We start from the raw sequence: 15540 nt of genomic DNA, 5'->3' as shown, positions 1-15540 counted from the left end.
TCATCCGAGGTTCTTGACGATGAAAGGCCCCAGCCAGTTCGCGACGCCGATGGGCAGCCTGCGCCAGGCCTTGATCATCAGCTGGTACTTCGGGTTGTTCGGGTTGTTCTGCGGAATCGCATCGCGCTTGAACAGACGGTACTCGTAGCTCAGCGGCTGAGGCTCGAAGCCCCAGTTCTTCTTGAACGAGAACGAGCCCGTGCCTTGCTTGCTTCGCCCGTAGTCGAACACCTTGAGCCCGCGCGCGCAGGCCCGGCGCATCAGCTCCCAGTACTTGAAGTCGTTGGCAGCGAGGTCGCGGGCTGCCTCGTCGTCGCCGGCGTAGTACGGCAGACACTCGTCGCGGAAATAGAAGGTCAGCACCGACGACAACGGCTTGCCATCCGGTGCGGTCACCGTCAGCACTTCGGCGTCGGCGCCGAACTCGTCCAGCAGCGCCTGGAAGTACTTCTTGGGCATGGCCGGCGTGCCGTGGCGGTGCACGTTGTCGGCATAGAGGTCGAAGAAGCGGTCGACGTTGGCGTCGATGTCGGCGCGCAATCCGTTCTTGATGCCCTTGCGCACCATCGCGCGCTGCTTGCGCGGGATGGCCAGCATGTTGGCTTCTTCCTCCGGAAGGATCTCCTTGCGGAAGGTCACGTAGAGGTCCTGGCGCGGCCAGTCGGCGTGGCGGACCGGGCCGAGGTTGCGGTACTCCAGGTGCTCGGCGCCCTGCCCCCGCGCGACCTTCTCGGCCTCGGCCTCCAGCGCCGCGGCCGCCTCATCGTTCAGCGCGGCCACGCCGCCGTAGACGGCGAACGGCAGGCTGGACACCGAATGCCCGAACAGACGGCTCTTGACCTCGGCCAGTGGCAGCACGCCCTCGATGACACCGTCACGCTCGGCGTAGAGGAAGAATCCGCGGTGGCCGAAGCTCTGCTCGATGACGCGCAGCCAGCCGCTGCGATGGAAGAACGTGGCCTGCGGATGGCAGAGCACGAAGGCGTCCCAGCGAGCGGACACAGCCTGATCCTGCGCGGCTAGCCGCGCGATGCGAACCGGCGCGCTCATTCAGGCGGGACTCAGTGACGGCGCGGCGGGACGCGCGCTGGCCTCACGGCCGAGAAAGATCTCGTCCATGCGGCCCCAGCGGAAGTCTTCCAGCAGCCGCGCGATGCGGCCTTCGGTGCGGGCGATGTTGACGTAATGGCGAAAGCGCGTCTTCGCATCGATACCGGCCACGCGGGGCTGGCCGGGGTCGATCTCCCACGGGTGGAAGTAGAAGACGGCCGATTCGCCGTCGACCTCGTTGACACGGCGGATCATCCAGCGCGACAGCATGTAGGGCAGCAGCCGGAAGTAGCCGCCGCCGCTGCTGGGCAGGTTGCGCGAGGCCACGCGCACAGTCGTCACGGGGATTTCCAGCAGGCCGTCACGCACCGGGTAGGCGAAGCGCGGAGAGTCCGGCATGCCGTAGTGGTCGTGCGCGATCGGGTAGACGCTCGACGAATAGCGGTAGCCGGCGTCGCGCAGCGTGTCGAACGCCCAGAGGTTGCCCTTGCAGATGGAGAAGCTCGGCGCGCGGTAGCCGACGACGGGCACACCCCCCAAGTCTTCGAGAAGCTTCTTGGCGCGGGAGATGTCGTCAAGGAAGGCGGCCGGGCTGAGGTCGCTGGCGCGCTGGTGGCCGTAGCCATGGCTGGCCAGCTCGTGGCCGCCGGCCACGATGGCCTTGACGACCTGCGGGTACCGTTCGGCGACCCAGCCCAGCGTGAAGAACGTGGCCTTCACGTCCTTGTCGGCCAGCAGCGCGAGGATGCGGCCAACGTTGCGCTCGACGCGGCACTCGAGACCGTTCCAGTCCTCGCGGCGGATGTAGGGCGCGAAGGCCGAGACCTGGAAGTAGTCCTCCACGTCGATGCTCATCGCATTGCGCGGGGATGGGGTGCGGGTGGGCATCAGCACGGCACGTCTTTCTGTCAATGCTGCTTGACCGCGTCGACGAGCTTCTGCAGCAGCGCCAGCGTCTGGAGGTTGATGCGCTCCAACCGCATCATGCTGCGCTCCAGGCGCTGCAGGCGGTCGGTGTGGTGGTCGGCGTTGAGCGCAGCAATCTCGGAGGACAGGCCCTCCACGTCTGCAGCGCTCAGCTTGAGCTTAGTGACATCGAGCGCCCCGGGGGCACTGTCGAGCGGCATCGGGCGGCTGTCCGGCAGCCGGGCCGGCTGGCTGTCCAGCGCGCTCGCATCGCTGCTGCGCGGCGTCTCGCTTTCCTGGGCAATGTCGCGCAGCACTTCCTTCACGTCGGCCAGCGTCAGGTGCGTGCGCCCCTGCATGAAGCCCAGCAGCAGCAAGCGGTCGCACAGCCGGTTGATGCGGCGCGGGATGCCGTTGCTGGCCTTGTAGATGGCCGGGAAGGCATCGTGGTCGAAGGTTGGCTTGCCGGTGGAGCCGGCGCACTTGAGCCGGTGCTCCATGTAGCGCTGCGTCTCGTCCTCGTCCAGCGGGCCGATGTGACACGTGGCCGCGACGCGCTGGCGGAACTGCTCCATCTCCGGCTTTTGCAGGATGCCGCGGAACTCAGGCTGGCCGACTAGAAAGGTTTGCAGCAGCGACTGGTTGGCGAACTGGAAGTTCGACAGCATGCGCAGCTCTTCAACGGCGCGCGCGGTCAGGTTCTGCGCCTCGTCGACGATCAGCAGGCAGCGCTTGCCCTGCGTGACCTGGTTGACGAAGAAGGCCTCCAGCGTCATCAGCAGCTCGGACTTGGTCGCGTCCTTCACGCGCACGCCGAAGGCGGCGCCGACCATGCGCAGCGTGTCCTCGGCGTCGAGCTGCGTGGTGACGACGTTGCCGATGACGACGTTGCTGCGATTGAGGCTGTCCAGCAGGCCGCGCAGCAGCGTCGTCTTGCCCGCACCGATCTCGCCGGTGATGACGATGAAGCCGTCATTGCGCAGCACGCCGTAGTCCAGATACGCCTTGGCCCGGCGATGCTGCTTGCTGCCGAAGTAGAAGTTCGGATCCGGGCTGAGCTGGAACGGCTTGCTGCTCAGGCCGTAGAAGGCTTCGTACATGTCAGAACGTCTGGATGAGGTTGCCGTACACCGCATTCTCGGCGTAGGACGTGACACCGTCGAAGCGGCTGTGCCGCGCACCGAGCTGCACGCTCAGCCGCGCACCCAGGCGCAGATTCCAACTGGTGATCAGGCTGGTCAGCTGCACCGCGGGCTGGCCGGCGGCATCGCCCGTCGTTTCCTGGCGGGATGCCGTCAGCGACACACCGGACAGCGGCGTCAGCTGATGGCTGGCGGAGATCGAGTAGGAGCGTTGCTCGACCCGCGCGTTGTTGGCGAGGTCGCCCTGGTTCTGGTTGTCACCCACCCGGCCCGTGATGGAGCGCACGGCCTGCAACGACAGCGTGGACCGCACGCCCTGCAGCATGACGCTGGCCTGCTGGCTGCGCATGCGGCTGGGGCCACTGGACAGGAAGCCGCCGGCGACCGGCGCGTCCGGAGACAGTCCCTGGGACTGCAGGTAGGACCGCACCAGGACGTCCCGCTTGGCGAGGTCCGGCTCCAGCGAGGCGAAGAGCAGGAAGAACTGGTCGTACAGGCTGCGCACACCACCGATCGGCCCGACGTTGCCCAGCATCGTCGTCACCGAGTCCGAGAAGCGCCAGACCGAGCGCGACATGCGGTGCTCGAAGTTGAACCCATGGCTGTCGCCGTAGCTGTGGTGCTGCCAGTCACCGCTGATGCGCGTGCGCGTCGTCGGCGTCCACTGCGCGGAGACGCCACCGGTGGCACCGTCCTGGTTGCCGTCGCCGAGATAGTTGCTGCGCTCCTGGCCGACGTTGAACGCGACCGACCAGTCCGGGTCCGGGCGATAGTCGACGCCGGCCTTGACCGTGTCGCTTCGGTTGGACGAGGTGGACTGGGCGCTGGTCTGCTGCGTGTTGGCAATGACCCACCAGCCCGTCACGCCCGGATTCAGCTGACTGATGCGCAGCGTACCGCCACTGCCGTGGGCGTCGCCGAGACTGGAGCCACGCACGTCAGTGCGGGTGAAGTCCCCCCGCAGCTCATAGCTTGCAATGCCGCCCAGCCGTCCACGCAGCGACGGCGACAGAGACAACGTGGACGTTTCGCGCTGGTTGGGATTGGCGAGGTTGTTCAACGCCCCCTGCGACCCGAGCGTGGGCGCGCTTTGCACGCCGAAGGCCGACGCGTCTTGCTGGCCAATGCTCGCGCGCCCTTCGACGAACAAGCGCCCGGGCACCAACTCCGCCAGGCCGTTGGCCGACAGGGAGTTCTGCAGCCGTGCCGGCTGGTCCGTCTTGAGGTAGGCGATGCCGTCCAACGAGTAGTCCAGGCTGCCCCGCAGCGCCCCGCTGCTGCTGGCGATGCGCACGCCCGGCGACACCGTCGTGATGAGTGCAGCGTCCTTGTTCTGCGCTTCCAGCCGCAGGTTGTCGGTCCAGGTCTGCGTCACGCTCAAGCGCGGCTGGATGCTCAGGCCGCCGCCCTGGCGGTCGGCATCCTGGGCGTGCGCCATCGACGCACAGGCAACCAGGGCAAAGGCGAGGCAGCGCGGCTCAGCTCTGCGCCGAGTCATTGCTGCCATATCCGTAGCCGTAGCCATACCCGTAGCCGTACCCATAGCCATACCCATAGCCGCCAGCAGCGGTGGGGCTGGCCTGGTTCAACAGCATCATCTTGACGGGGCAGCTTTCGATGGTGGCCAGCGCCTGCTGGACAGCCGTCTGCGGCGTCTTCTCGGCATGCACGACGATGATGATCTGACCCATGTGTGAAGCGAGCACGCGGGACTCGGTCGTCAGCAGCAGCGGCGGCGAATCGAAAATGATGATCCGGTCCGGATAGCGCTTGGCCATGTCGTCCAGCAGATGGTTCATCGCATCGCTGGCCAGCAGTTCGGTCGCTCGAGGATGCGGCGTTCCGCTGGGCAGGATCGTGAGCTTCTCGACGTTGGTGCGCAGCAGCACCTCGGCCATCTCGACACGCTCTTCGAGCACGTCAAGCAGACCCGGCCCCTGGGGCAGGCCCAGCATGCGCAGCACCGACGGCCGCGCCACGTCGGCATCGACGAGCATCACTGTGTTGTCCAGCTCGGCGGCAATGCTGAGCGCGAGATTGATCGACGTGAAGCTCTTGCCCTCGCCGGCCAGCGCACTCGTCACCATCAGCAGGTTGGCGTGATTGATCGTCGCGGCCCCCTTGCCCATCGCGTTCTTGATGAGCGGACGCTTGATGACGCGGTACTGGTCGCCGGTCTGCGAGCGCGGCATGTGCGGCATCAGGAAGCCCTGCGCCGCCAGAGCCACCACGTCTAGTTCGACCCGCTTGGACAGCGGATGGGGGCCATCCTCGGACTTGGTCTCGCTCACCGACGCCTTGGAAGGCGTCGCGGCGAACGCGGCAGCGGCCGCAGGCGCCGGCACCTGCGCGGGCTGCGGCGCCACCTGCTCATCGCCCGGCAGCACCACGCCAGCCTGGCGCAGTTGCTCAAGCCGCTCGGCGGCCTTTTCGATCAAGCTCGTCATGTCAAACCACCTGCCGACTCAGTTGCACGGCCAAGACCGTGAGGGCGACGGCGAACATCGCCAGCAACCCGCCCGCACCCGCGGAGAAGCGGATCAGGTCCACGCGCTGACGCGCACGGTCCGCATCGGTGACCAGGCGAGTCACCACGCCCAGGATAGGCAGCTCGACACGGGCGCGCAGGTCGTTGGCATCATGGAAGACCGGGCGCAGTTGGCTGGCGGCGATGGTCGTGAACAGACCCACGCCTAGTGCGGCAGCCATCGCACCGGCCAGCAGCAACAGGCGGTTCGGCGCCACCGGCTTCGGGTTGGCGCGCGGCGGGTCGATGACGCGGAAGTCGGCAACACCCGAGGCGACATCCAACTCGCCCGAGATGGACGCCTGCTCGCGTCGCTGTACGAGGTCTTCGTAGTTCTTCTTCTGGATGGCGTAGTCGCGGTTCAGCTGGGAGGCCTCCGCTTCGATCTGCGGTGCGGTCTTCAACGCGGCCAGCGCCTGGCCGTAACGCGCCGTGTATTCATCGACGCGGGCGCGCATCGTGGCCACCTGCACCTCGGTCGTCGCGAGGATGCGCACCAGCTCCTGGCTGGCCGGCGTGCCGCCCGCCATCTGACCGACCGCCACCGACGGCACGCTCATAGCAGCGCGTCGCAGCTCAGCGACCTCGCGCTTGCGCTGTTCCTCCAGGTCCTTGATGAGCTTGCGCGTGGCGATGATGTCGGGGTGCTGGTCCGTGAAGCGCTGCATCAGCGCGTCCAGGTTGCGACGCTGCTCTGCCAGTCGCGCGTCCAGTTCCGGCGTGCTGACGTTGGCGGACGACTCCTGCAACAGGCTCTGCGCCGCCGACTGGCCGCCACCGCGGGACTTCTCGGCTTCCAGCTGCGCCTTGGCGGCATCGCGAGCATTCATCGCCTCTCGGTACTCCAGGCGGGCGCGCTCGAGCTGTGCGCTGATGTCGCTGATGCGCGCAGCGGCATCCTTGCCGTCGGCGGCCGAGTTCGCGATGTTCTTGAGCCGGAACTCCTTCATCCGGGTCTCGGCTTCTTCCAGCTTGGCCTCGTAGGCCTTGATCTGCTCGTTGATGAACGTCGTTGCGGTGGACGTGTCCTTGCGCTGTCCGCTCAGACTGGACTCCATGAAGATGGACATCAGCGACTGCACAACACGCTTGGCCGTCTCGGGGTCGCGATCCCGGTAGCCGAGGATGTAGAGGTTGTCGCGGCCGCTCGTCTGGATGGAAAGGTTGCTGGTGACCGTCTCGATCAACGCCTCCTGCTGCGCCTTGGACTGGCTCTTCAGGTCCAGGTCCGCCATGCGCACCAGCTTCTCGACGTTAGGCCGGCTGATCAGCGTGCGGCTGAGCATCGTCACCTGCTGCTCCACATTGGGCTGAACGGCCAGGCCCGACATCAGAGGCTTCAGGATGGACTGGGTGTCCACGTAGATGCGGGCGCTGGCCTCGTACCGGTCGGGCAGCACGAACACGACCACCGCGCCGACAAGGCCCGCCACCCAGGCCACGCCCAAGCCGACCCAGCGGTACTTCCACATCCGCCGGACGATGACCAGCAATTGGGCAATCATCAATTCCATCGCAGGCGATCCAATTCGGTCAGAACAGGCTTTGAGGAATGATCAGGATGTCGCCTGGCCGCATTTCGACGTTGGCCGACACATCGCCGCGCTTGATCAGGTCCTTCAGCCGCACGGTGTACTGCTTGCTGCCTTCCGCAGTGCGCAGGATGGTCGCGCTGTTGCCAGCCGCAAAATCCGTCAGCCCGCCGACGGCGATCATCACGTCGAGCAGCGTCATCTTCTGCTTGTACGGCAGGAACTGCGGCTTGGCCGCCTCGCCGACGACCCGGATCTGCTCGCTGTAGGGTCCGACGAAGCTCGTCACGATGACCGTCACGACAGGGTCGCGCACGTACTTGCCGAGCGCCTTCTCGACCTCGCGCGCCACCTGCACCGAGGTCTTGCCCTGTACGACCATCTCGTCGACCAGGGGCGCGGAGATCTTGCCGTCCGGCCGCACGGGCACGGACATGGACAGCTCGGGATTGCGCCAGACCTGGATGTTGATGCTATCGCCTGCACCGATGATGTAGCTGTAATCGTCAGCACCCGCCAGGGCCGGCGCAGGCGGCAACGACGTCGACAGGCTGCTGCAGCCTGCCGCCAAAGCCAGGAGCCCGGCCATCAGACCGCCGCGCAGCCCCGCCGTCACGGCTGCCCACGAAGCACCGCGCGCAGAACGGGCCGTCACTTGATTCGCGCGCTCACAGATTTCGTTCAAGGCGTTCCTCTCCTCTGCAGATTGAGCCGGCGACCATGTTTTAGCCACACCGGGCTGCGGTTCTCGCACCGGGCTCGAAAACAAAAGATGATGCCACAGGGACAGCCCCCGCCCACCTGCCTGTTCAAGGGTGGTGCGCGTTTCGTTCCAATCTTTTAACGCAGCCGGGACGCACCCACCACGCTTACGGGGGCTTGCGATCTCATCATCGACCGCACTCGCATGAGAGCGTTAGAACTTCGCCTGAAAGCGCTCGGGAACGCCCTCCGACCGGATCTGCACGCCCCCCGACGGCTGCTTCAGCCAAGCAAGCAGCATCGGATTGCTCTGACTGACGGCTGCCTCCAAGGCGCGCAAATCCGCCAGATAGGTCGCTACCGGCCCGTAGTAATCCACCTCGGGGCCCACCTGCTTGAAATCGAAACCAAACATGCCCAGCGAGCGAGCCAGGAACTTCTCCATCGCCGCATACCAATAGCGGATACCGGTGGCAACGCTGTAGAGATACATTTGCCGGTACATGCTCAGCAGGATTTGTGGCGATTTGTCGCGGCGTTCCTGCTCGCTGGGAAGCGAATCATCTAGGATCGTCACGCCGGCGAGCGTATCGCCGCGCCGGCGTCGATATGCCGAATGGACCATCAACCGGCTGATCTCCGCCGACTCCGAAGCAGGCGGCAAGGAAATCCCTGGCAGCAGGTCCTGGCAATGGTCGAAGAATGGAAAACCTGCCGTGGCCGACGCTTTGACCAGCCGCACATACCCCACCAGCTCACCCCGCAGATTGGAAGCGCAGAAGTGCGACGAACTCTCGTCGTAGGCATCACGCTCCAGCCCGTCGGGATAATCCGACTCGGGAAGAAAACAGCACTCGCGGCAGTAGATCTGGAAGCGAAAATTCTCGATCTCCCGCAACTTGTCGGGAGATTCCTGGGGCAATACGTGAACGCTATTGAAATACGGCGCGAAGTCGATCGACTCGACATTCTCTTCATTTGCAAACATGTGGTACTCCGGTTCAATCCAATGGAATGCCTACCACCTACGAAACGCAGTCCATCCGTCATTTGGGCCCTGCACGCGATGACCCACGGCCGCCGTGCCGACGGCTCTATCAGACAGAGCATGTGCGGTGACGCCCACAGCGACAAAGCACGGGTCGCACGGGAACGGACACCGCTCGCAGTCAGCCCACAGCCTCAAGCAGTGGATTCTTGCACTGCGCCTCCCGAGCCCGGCACTCGATGGCAATTTTTTGCACCAAACTTGATCTCGGTGCGGACCGAAACAGAACGCGGCGATCTTGACGTGGATGGCCCCTTCACACTTTGACCTACCGCAGGGCCCATGGGAGACTGATCTGATGCCCCCTAGTTTTTACCGCCCGCTGCGCCGCTGGCTGCTTCGGTATGCGAAATCGATGGACACGGCCGCGATGCTGGATCGATCGGCCAAGTCTGCCTTGCGCACCGCAGCGGCCGCCGCCAAACACAGCCGCGCCTATCGCAAGCTTCTGGCCGAGCAAGGCATCAGCCCCGATCAGATCGGCGCGACCGTGACCCTGTCAGACCTTCCCGTACTGACGAAGGAATCCACTTTCGGGCGGTTTCCTCTGGACGATCTGGCGCGGCCGATTGCCGTCACCGAGATTGCCGATGTGCTGACAAGTTCGGGGCGCGGCGGGAACAGCTTTGGCTACAAGCTCACCACTCGCAAGGAGCATGACGGCTCCTGGTTCGATATCGACCTCGGACTGCAGGACATGTTCGACATCGATTCGATGCCGACGTTGGTGGTCAATTGCCTGCCGATGGGGGTGATTTTCCAGTCGCGTGCAACGACCATTGCCAACCTCAGCGTGCGGGAAGACATGGCCTGTTCCATCCTTCGCGACGTCGGCCCGCGCTTCAAGCAGACACTGCTTTGCACCGATCCCGTTTTCATCCGGCAACTGCTTGCACAAGGCCGCCGCATCGGGCTCGATTGGAGAGCCCTCAACACCAGCGTCATTCTCGGCGAAGAGGTACTCGTCGAAGCACAGCGGGACTTCTTCGCTGCGGAGATGGGCATCTCCCTCGACAGCAATCCGCATCGCACAATTGGCAGCACCTACGGCATGGGCGAAATCGGCCTGAACCTGCTGTTCGAAACGCGGGAAACGATCAGGATGCGTCGCCACCAGTGGCAGCGTTCAAACGATCGGCACCATATGTCGCTGCACGACAGCGCCACGCCGAATCTGTTTTGCTTCAACCCACTTCGCTGCCACCCCGAGATCGTAAATCCGCGGCCCGACGGTTTCGGCGAGCTGGTCTTCACACTGCTAAAGACCGACGCCACGATCCCCCTGCCGCGTTATTCGAGCGGCGACCTGGCACGGCTCATACCACGCGAGGAAGCCCAGACCTGGGCAACCGCGGCTGGCACCACCCCTCCCTGGCTGCCCATGCTGGCCCTGCACGGGCGCATCAAGGATCGCCCAGGCACCCTACCCTCTGTCGAGCGCATCAAGGAGTGGCTCTATGCGAGTCACGACATCGCGCAACAACTCACCGGCGCCTTTCGAATGCAGGGCATCGACAACGACAGGATCCGCATCACCGTCCAGGCGTCACCCGAGTCGACGAGCGCAGCGACGCTGGCATCACAGCTGATCGAACTGCTCGACGAACCCAGCCGGCGGATGCTGGACCTGACCATCGTGTCGGCCGACGCCTTCCCCTGGCGACCAGCACTCGACTTCGAACGCAAGTTCGCTTATCTGAGCTAAGCGGCAAGGCCACACGCCGACGCTGCCTAGCCGATCACCAACGCTGACAGGCGCGGTGCATGAAGGGCGGCGCCCACCTAGCCCCCCCCTCTCCGAGGCACCCACTCTCAAGCAGGGCACATCGAGCAACCAAACCGGCAGCCAAATTGGAGACGCCAACGAAAAAGCGGAGCCGAGGCCCCGCTTTTCGTATTCGCGAAGAACCGGATCAGCGTTGCTGACGACGGCGAGCGACACCGGCCGCACCCAGCAGCGCGATACCGACGAGAGCCAACGACGCCGGCTCGGGGATAACGGAGCCGCTGATCTGAGCCACCGACTTCACGGTCCAACCCAGCTTGCTGGCTTCACCATTCACATCGTCGAACGTCGTCGTCAGGAAGGCATCGTTGAGACCGCCATTGGCGTTTTGAACGCTGTTCGTGTCGAAGAAGCTCTTGGCGATGCCACCAGTGAAGTCCAGATAGCCAGAGCCTTGACCTGCGACGGTCTGGCTGTTGTAGGAGGTCACGTACGAAGCAGCTTCACCAGAGAACGCCGCACCCGTTGCGAACACACCTTCCAGGAACAAAGCGCCACCCGAAACGCTGGGCGAGTACTTGCCGTCGTTCAGGTCGACATTCGCGCTGACAGTGGGCCCGACGGTGGGATCGTAATCCGTCGGATTGCTCCACAGCTTGAACGTACCACCCTGGGCGAGGGCGGTGGTGTTGCAAATCAGTGCCGTGCAGGTGCGCTCAACGTAGTAGTCGGTCAGTCCACCGAAGACACCGGTCAGGTAGGGGCCGAACGTCACGCCGCCAATGATGGACGTCGAGCCGCGGACGTATTGGGTTTCACCGGTGCTGATGTTCTGGATCGAACCCACCGAGAAGATGCCCATCGTGTCGGCGGACGTCTTGACGGAACCCACCGAGCCCTGGGCCTTGCTGACAGCGGCGGTATCGCACGAAGCCGCGGTGTTGCAAATTTCCACGGTGGTGGCGGGAGAGCCCTTCGTACCCGGGTCGTAAAGCGTGCCCGAGTCGTAGTTGTCGAGGCTGATCTTGTAGTTGCCGGCGGTCAGGGTCAGCGCTTGGGCGCCCATCATGCCGACAGCCAGCGCGGCGCCGATGGCGACGCGGGAAATTGCGAACTTGCTCATAAGGTTTGCTCCAGTGGGGACACAGACGCTACATACTAAGCAGAAGCCGTGCCACCCCCGAGAAAATCCTCTAAGTTATTGATTTCACAATAGATATCCATACAAGACCCCAACACCAACCCGACAACTGTAAAGCTTCCCGACACCCGCGGCGAGTACGGCATCTCGATCACAGCTTCGCCAGCAATGCCCTAGCTTCACCTACCTTGTCGAACTTATCGCCAAGATCGACAAGCCGCGTGAGCTCCCGTCGAGCCGACTCCTTCTTGCCAGCCTGAACGTACAAATTCGCAAGCCTCCAGCGCAGGATGGTCCGGTTCGGCGCCATTGCCACAGCCGCCTCCTGAGTCTGCAGTGCGCGATCGAGCTGCCCTGCCATGGCGTAAACGTCGGCCTCGGTATCCAGGAAAAGCGCCTCCTTGGGCAGCAGCGCCTGCGCCTTCCGGATGTAGTCCAGCGCAGCCGGATCCTTGCGGCGCCCCGCCAGCCACGCGAGGTTGTTCCAGGCGATGGCATCCTTCGGATTGATTTCGGCCACCCGCCGGTAGTGCTGCTCCGCCTCAGGGAACTGTTCGGCATCCAGTTCGGCGCCGGCGAGGTAGCTCAGGAAGCCGGTGTCCCCGGGATGATCCTTGATCCAGGTCCGCTCCATGGCCTTGTTGTCGAGCTTCGCGGCTACCAGAGCCGTTCTCAGTTTGATCGCCGATTCCGTGGTCGGCTCACGCTCCAGCGAATGACGATACGCGTCTGCGGCCGCCCGCCAGTCGTTGGATGCAGCGGCAATGTCGCCCTCCAGCACCCATCCGAGGGCTGCGGTGCTCGGCTTGCCCTGCAATGCACGAGCCGCTTGCATCGCGTCACGTGACCGGCCCGCCGCCAGTTGGGCAACCGTGAGCAGCTTGATGACCTCAGGGTTGTCCGGCTCCAGCAGCAATGCCTTTTTCACGTTGACGACAGCCTGCTCAGGCCGCTTGGCCACCATTTCCACCTGTGCAAGCCTCAGCAAGGGGCGCGCGGACTGCGGCTGCGCCGTGCCGAACTTGGAGAACGCCGATTGGGCCTCGGCGATATTGCCGGCGGCCAACTGTGCCTGGCCCAGCAAATCCAGCAACTCGGGATCGCCCGGCAGCGCAGCCAGAGCTTCCTGCGCGACGGTAACGGCCGCCTTGGGCTGCTGGCGGCCTAGTTCCAGATTGATCAACGCTGCACGGGGCTGTACCGCACTGGGATGCAGCTTGGTGGCGGCACGAAGCATGTCAGCCAGGTCGTCGCGGCTCGCCCCTTGGCGAGCCCGGATGCTGAACAGCGCCATGCGCGCGTCCACATTGTTGGGCGACACCTCCAGCACGCCCTCCAGCCGCCGTCGCGCCTTGTCCGCATCCCCATCCTGCAAGTCCAACGCGGCCAGCGCCGAAGCTGCGGGGTAATAGCCCGGCGTGCTCTTGAGCGCCGCCTCGAACGCCCGGCGGGCGGCCGGAACGTCGCGTTTCTCCAGCTGCACGCGCCCCGCCAGGTGCAGCGCGATCGCCTTCATGCCCTCCTTCTTTTCCAGCCGTTCGGTCGCAGCGAGCGCTTGGTCGAGGTGGCGGGCACGCAACTGCGCCGCGATGAGCGCGAAATCCGCCGATGGCCCCGGGTCCTGCGCCGACAACTCTTGCAGCGCCATCAAGTCCTTGTCGTCGATGCTGCGTGACAGCCGAGACACGGAGGCCGACACGCGGCTGGCAACGTCGTCGGGCTTCAACTTGACTGCTCGCTCGAACAGCGCCTCGGCCGCCTTCGTATCGCCCGAAACAAGCGTCGCACGCCCCGCCAGCCGCAGCGCGTCAACCGACGTCGTGTTGGCGGACAGCAGCGGCTGCAGGATCTGCAGCGAGCGGGCCGGCTGCCCCTGCTGCAGCATGAGCTGCGCGAGCATCAGGCGTATCCCGTCTTGGGACGGCTCGATATGCAGCGCCTTGCTGAGCGATGCCTCGGCCTGAGCCGGCGCCCCAAGCCGCGCCTGCACCGCACCGTCGAGCTGCAAATAGCGCGGATTTTCCGGGTTGATCCTGAGCAGCTTCTGGGCCCCCTCTCGAGCCTTCTCGAGTTCGTTGCTCTCCAGCGCCATCAGCGCCGTGAACAGGATGGTGCGTGGGTGATTCGGCGCCACCTTGCGAAGCTCCTCGAGCTGCTGGACCGCGGTTGCCTTCTCGCGCTTGACCAACAGCAACTCGAGCGCGGACGAGCGCGATGCGATGTCGTTCGTGTCCAGCTCGACAGCCTTGGCATAGGCCGCCAACGCGTCGTCATTACGGCCTTCGCTGCGGAGCAGGTCACCTCGCAACTGCCACGCAGCGCCCGCCCGAGGATCACCGGCCAGCACGCTGTCGAGCTGGGCTGCAGCTTCACGCAACTGACCTGCGGCGGCCGTCAACCGAACCTGCAGCAGCTTGGCCGGGAGCGATTGAGGATTGAGCTTGAGTGCCGTCTGAACGGCCGCGCCTGCTTCGGCCACCTGCTTCTTGGCGATATGGGCCTGAGCCAACGTGACGTTCAACTCTGCCGCAGCCACCGCATCCGTCAGCCGCGTGGCACCGAACTTTTGAATCACGCGATCCGGGCCCGATGCGGTCAGGACAGCCCGGGCCAGCTCGGGGACGCATTTGTCGGGGCTGACACCTGCGTCCAGCGCCCGCTGCAGCTCCACCTCTGCACCGGCAGCGTCTCCCGAAGCGAGCAACGCACTGCCCAGCAGATGTCGCGCTGTCGCTGAATTCGGCTCTGTCTGCAGCACGTTCATTAACTGAACGATCGCCGCCCGATATTCATGTTGATCGAAATGCTTCTGCGCCGCAGCAAGCAGTTCCTGGTTCGACGGCTTCCAGCAGCCCGCCAGCGCCAACACCACCGTGACAGCCGCAATCCGGCTCGTCGTCCTCAACATATCAACTCCCCAATGAGTTCTCTGAAATATCGCTAGATGCCATATGGCCGCGGTGGGCCTTACAGCGAAACGCTGCAGCCAACGTCGCCACATTGAACGCTCGCCCCAAGAACCGGCGTCAGCACTACGGCCGAACCACGGCGTACAGGATTCGCGGTAAGTGAAGCCAGAGTTCGGCCCGTTCCAGGCGCACCAGCGCCGCCCAAGGAGTTCATCTGGACGCGCGCACTTCCGCTCGATCACTGCCCACCCACCGCCATGTCTCGACGCGCCTCTCTGTCAGATGCCCGCGGCGCTCACGCTCTCCATACCAGGCACCAGCGTCGCCCACCACGCTGCGCTCCCCGCCCCGGGGCACAACGTGACCGACCGCGAATGATGATAAGTGCAGCATGCGAGGCACCGGCCGGTGGCGGCCCCTCGAATGCCGGGCACGGCGCGATCTGCCCCATCGAAATCGATCGTCGACGAATGAAAATTCTTGGGTTCGGGCTGCCAGCAAAGTCTCACCACTTGCCTTAAGTAAGAAATTGCAACAAATACCCTGAAGACTTACATCCACAGTGGTGTTCTGCCTGGCGATGGCATCACGTTTCGCGCTATCCCTTTGGAGTAGCCGGCTCAAGGCGCGAAGCAAGCCCGCGTCCTTCACGGCACCGCAGAGCCCCTAGAAAGAAGCCCGCAACCACCGTACTGCCCCCCCTCCCAACGGCCTGTTCAAACGGTATCCTGACGACGTCCGGCATGCGTGGAGGCAACTGCAGGACAGACACAGCAATTTCACCGTCCCTGGCGAGCATTCGGCCGCGCCCCTGACCGGGCAGGTTCCAACGCGACAAGCGTTGGATCGATTGCAAG

The 15540-nt window shown here is 64.6% G+C and carries 11 protein-coding genes; 1 reads left to right on the top strand and 10 read right to left on the bottom strand.

The genetic code is table 11. The features are described 5' to 3' along the window. The 8 genes from LXT13_RS24445 to LXT13_RS24410 all read right to left on the bottom strand — a co-directional run bounded on the left by LXT13_RS24445 (nucleotide 1) and on the right by LXT13_RS24410 (nucleotide 8847). Entirely contained in the window at nucleotides 1-1050 is a 1050-nt protein-coding gene (locus LXT13_RS24445; RefSeq protein WP_233374932.1) for a FemAB family XrtA/PEP-CTERM system-associated protein, read from the bottom strand. Further along, nucleotides 1051-1938, bottom strand: a complete 888-nt coding sequence (locus LXT13_RS24440) for an XrtA system polysaccharide deacetylase (RefSeq protein WP_233374931.1) — start codon at nucleotides 1936-1938, stop codon at nucleotides 1051-1053. A gap of 20 nt (nucleotides 1939-1958) precedes the next feature. Next, nucleotides 1959-3056 carry an XrtA/PEP-CTERM system-associated ATPase gene (locus tag LXT13_RS24435; protein WP_233374930.1) on the bottom strand — a complete coding sequence of 366 codons (1098 nt, stop codon included), beginning with the start codon at nucleotides 3054-3056 and terminating at the stop codon, nucleotides 1959-1961. Between the two features lies 1 nt (nucleotide 3057). Next, the gene (locus LXT13_RS24430) at nucleotides 3058-4536 is read right to left on the bottom strand and encodes a TIGR03016 family PEP-CTERM system-associated outer membrane protein (protein ID WP_233374929.1); all 1479 of its coding nucleotides are present in this window, start codon (nucleotides 4534-4536) and stop codon (nucleotides 3058-3060) included. A gap of 40 nt (nucleotides 4537-4576) precedes the next feature. After that, nucleotides 4577-5545, bottom strand: a complete 969-nt coding sequence (locus tag LXT13_RS24425; protein WP_233374928.1) for an XrtA-associated tyrosine autokinase — start codon at nucleotides 5543-5545, stop codon at nucleotides 4577-4579. A 1-nt stretch (nucleotide 5546) separates the two neighbouring features. Then, nucleotides 5547-7139, bottom strand: a complete 1593-nt coding sequence (locus LXT13_RS24420) for an XrtA system polysaccharide chain length determinant (RefSeq protein WP_233374927.1) — start codon at nucleotides 7137-7139, stop codon at nucleotides 5547-5549. A gap of 19 nt (nucleotides 7140-7158) precedes the next feature. Next, complete coding sequence (locus LXT13_RS24415; RefSeq protein WP_233375093.1) at nucleotides 7159-7746, bottom strand: XrtA/PEP-CTERM system exopolysaccharide export protein; 588 nt, start codon at nucleotides 7744-7746, stop codon at nucleotides 7159-7161. Between the two features lie 327 nt (nucleotides 7747-8073). Continuing rightward, nucleotides 8074-8847, bottom strand: a complete 774-nt coding sequence (locus LXT13_RS24410; RefSeq protein WP_233374926.1) for a PEP-CTERM/exosortase system-associated acyltransferase — start codon at nucleotides 8845-8847, stop codon at nucleotides 8074-8076. A gap of 358 nt (nucleotides 8848-9205) precedes the next feature. On the opposite strand from LXT13_RS24410, the gene LXT13_RS24405 reads away from it, so the two are divergent. Beyond that, entirely contained in the window at nucleotides 9206-10612 is a 1407-nt protein-coding gene (locus tag LXT13_RS24405; protein WP_233374925.1) for a phenylacetate--CoA ligase family protein, read from the top strand. A gap of 208 nt (nucleotides 10613-10820) precedes the next feature. Here the strand turns inward: LXT13_RS24405 and LXT13_RS24400 are convergent, their stop codons facing one another. Together LXT13_RS24400 and prsT are read right to left on the bottom strand one after the other, a co-directional pair. Beyond that, nucleotides 10821-11756, bottom strand: a complete 936-nt coding sequence (locus LXT13_RS24400; protein ID WP_233374924.1) for a PEP-CTERM sorting domain-containing protein — start codon at nucleotides 11754-11756, stop codon at nucleotides 10821-10823. Between the two features lie 169 nt (nucleotides 11757-11925). Further along, on the bottom strand, nucleotides 11926-14682 hold the full coding sequence (gene prsT, locus LXT13_RS24395) for an XrtA/PEP-CTERM system TPR-repeat protein PrsT (protein WP_233374923.1): 2757 nt from the start codon (nucleotides 14680-14682) through the stop codon (nucleotides 11926-11928). Between the last annotated feature and the right edge of the window lie 858 nt (nucleotides 14683-15540).

Origin of the sequence: Pelomonas cellulosilytica (assembly GCF_021353265.1) — a bacterium.
In the GTDB taxonomy this organism is placed as follows: domain Bacteria; phylum Pseudomonadota; class Gammaproteobacteria; order Burkholderiales; family Burkholderiaceae_C; genus Pelomonas; species Pelomonas cellulosilytica.
The sequence above is the reverse complement of the archived record's forward strand: the minus strand, read 5'-3'. Positions and strand labels throughout refer to the sequence as shown.

What these genes read in the sequence shown, in the direction of transcription:
- LXT13_RS24445 (WP_233374932.1), bottom strand. Translation starts at nt 1,050, where the DNA reads ATGAGCGCGCCGGTTCGCATCGCGCGGCTAGCCGCGCAGGATCAGGCT.
- LXT13_RS24440 (WP_233374931.1), bottom strand. Translation starts at nt 1,938, where the DNA reads ATGCCCACCCGCACCCCATCCCCGCGCAATGCGATGAGCATCGACGTG.
- LXT13_RS24435 (WP_233374930.1), bottom strand. Translation starts at nt 3,056, where the DNA reads ATGTACGAAGCCTTCTACGGCCTGAGCAGCAAGCCGTTCCAGCTCAGC.
- LXT13_RS24430 (WP_233374929.1), bottom strand. Translation starts at nt 4,536, where the DNA reads ATGGCGCACGCCCAGGATGCCGACCGCCAGGGCGGCGGCCTGAGCATC.
- LXT13_RS24425 (WP_233374928.1), bottom strand. Translation starts at nt 5,545, where the DNA reads ATGACGAGCTTGATCGAAAAGGCCGCCGAGCGGCTTGAGCAACTGCGC.
- LXT13_RS24420 (WP_233374927.1), bottom strand. Translation starts at nt 7,139, where the DNA reads ATGGAATTGATGATTGCCCAATTGCTGGTCATCGTCCGGCGGATGTGG.
- LXT13_RS24415 (WP_233375093.1), bottom strand. Translation starts at nt 7,746, where the DNA reads ATGGCCGGGCTCCTGGCTTTGGCGGCAGGCTGCAGCAGCCTGTCGACG.
- LXT13_RS24410 (WP_233374926.1), bottom strand. Translation starts at nt 8,847, where the DNA reads ATGTTTGCAAATGAAGAGAATGTCGAGTCGATCGACTTCGCGCCGTAT.
- LXT13_RS24405 (WP_233374925.1), top strand. Translation starts at nt 9,206, where the DNA reads ATGCCCCCTAGTTTTTACCGCCCGCTGCGCCGCTGGCTGCTTCGGTAT.
- LXT13_RS24400 (WP_233374924.1), bottom strand. Translation starts at nt 11,756, where the DNA reads ATGAGCAAGTTCGCAATTTCCCGCGTCGCCATCGGCGCCGCGCTGGCT.
- prsT (WP_233374923.1), bottom strand. Translation starts at nt 14,682, where the DNA reads ATGTTGAGGACGACGAGCCGGATTGCGGCTGTCACGGTGGTGTTGGCG.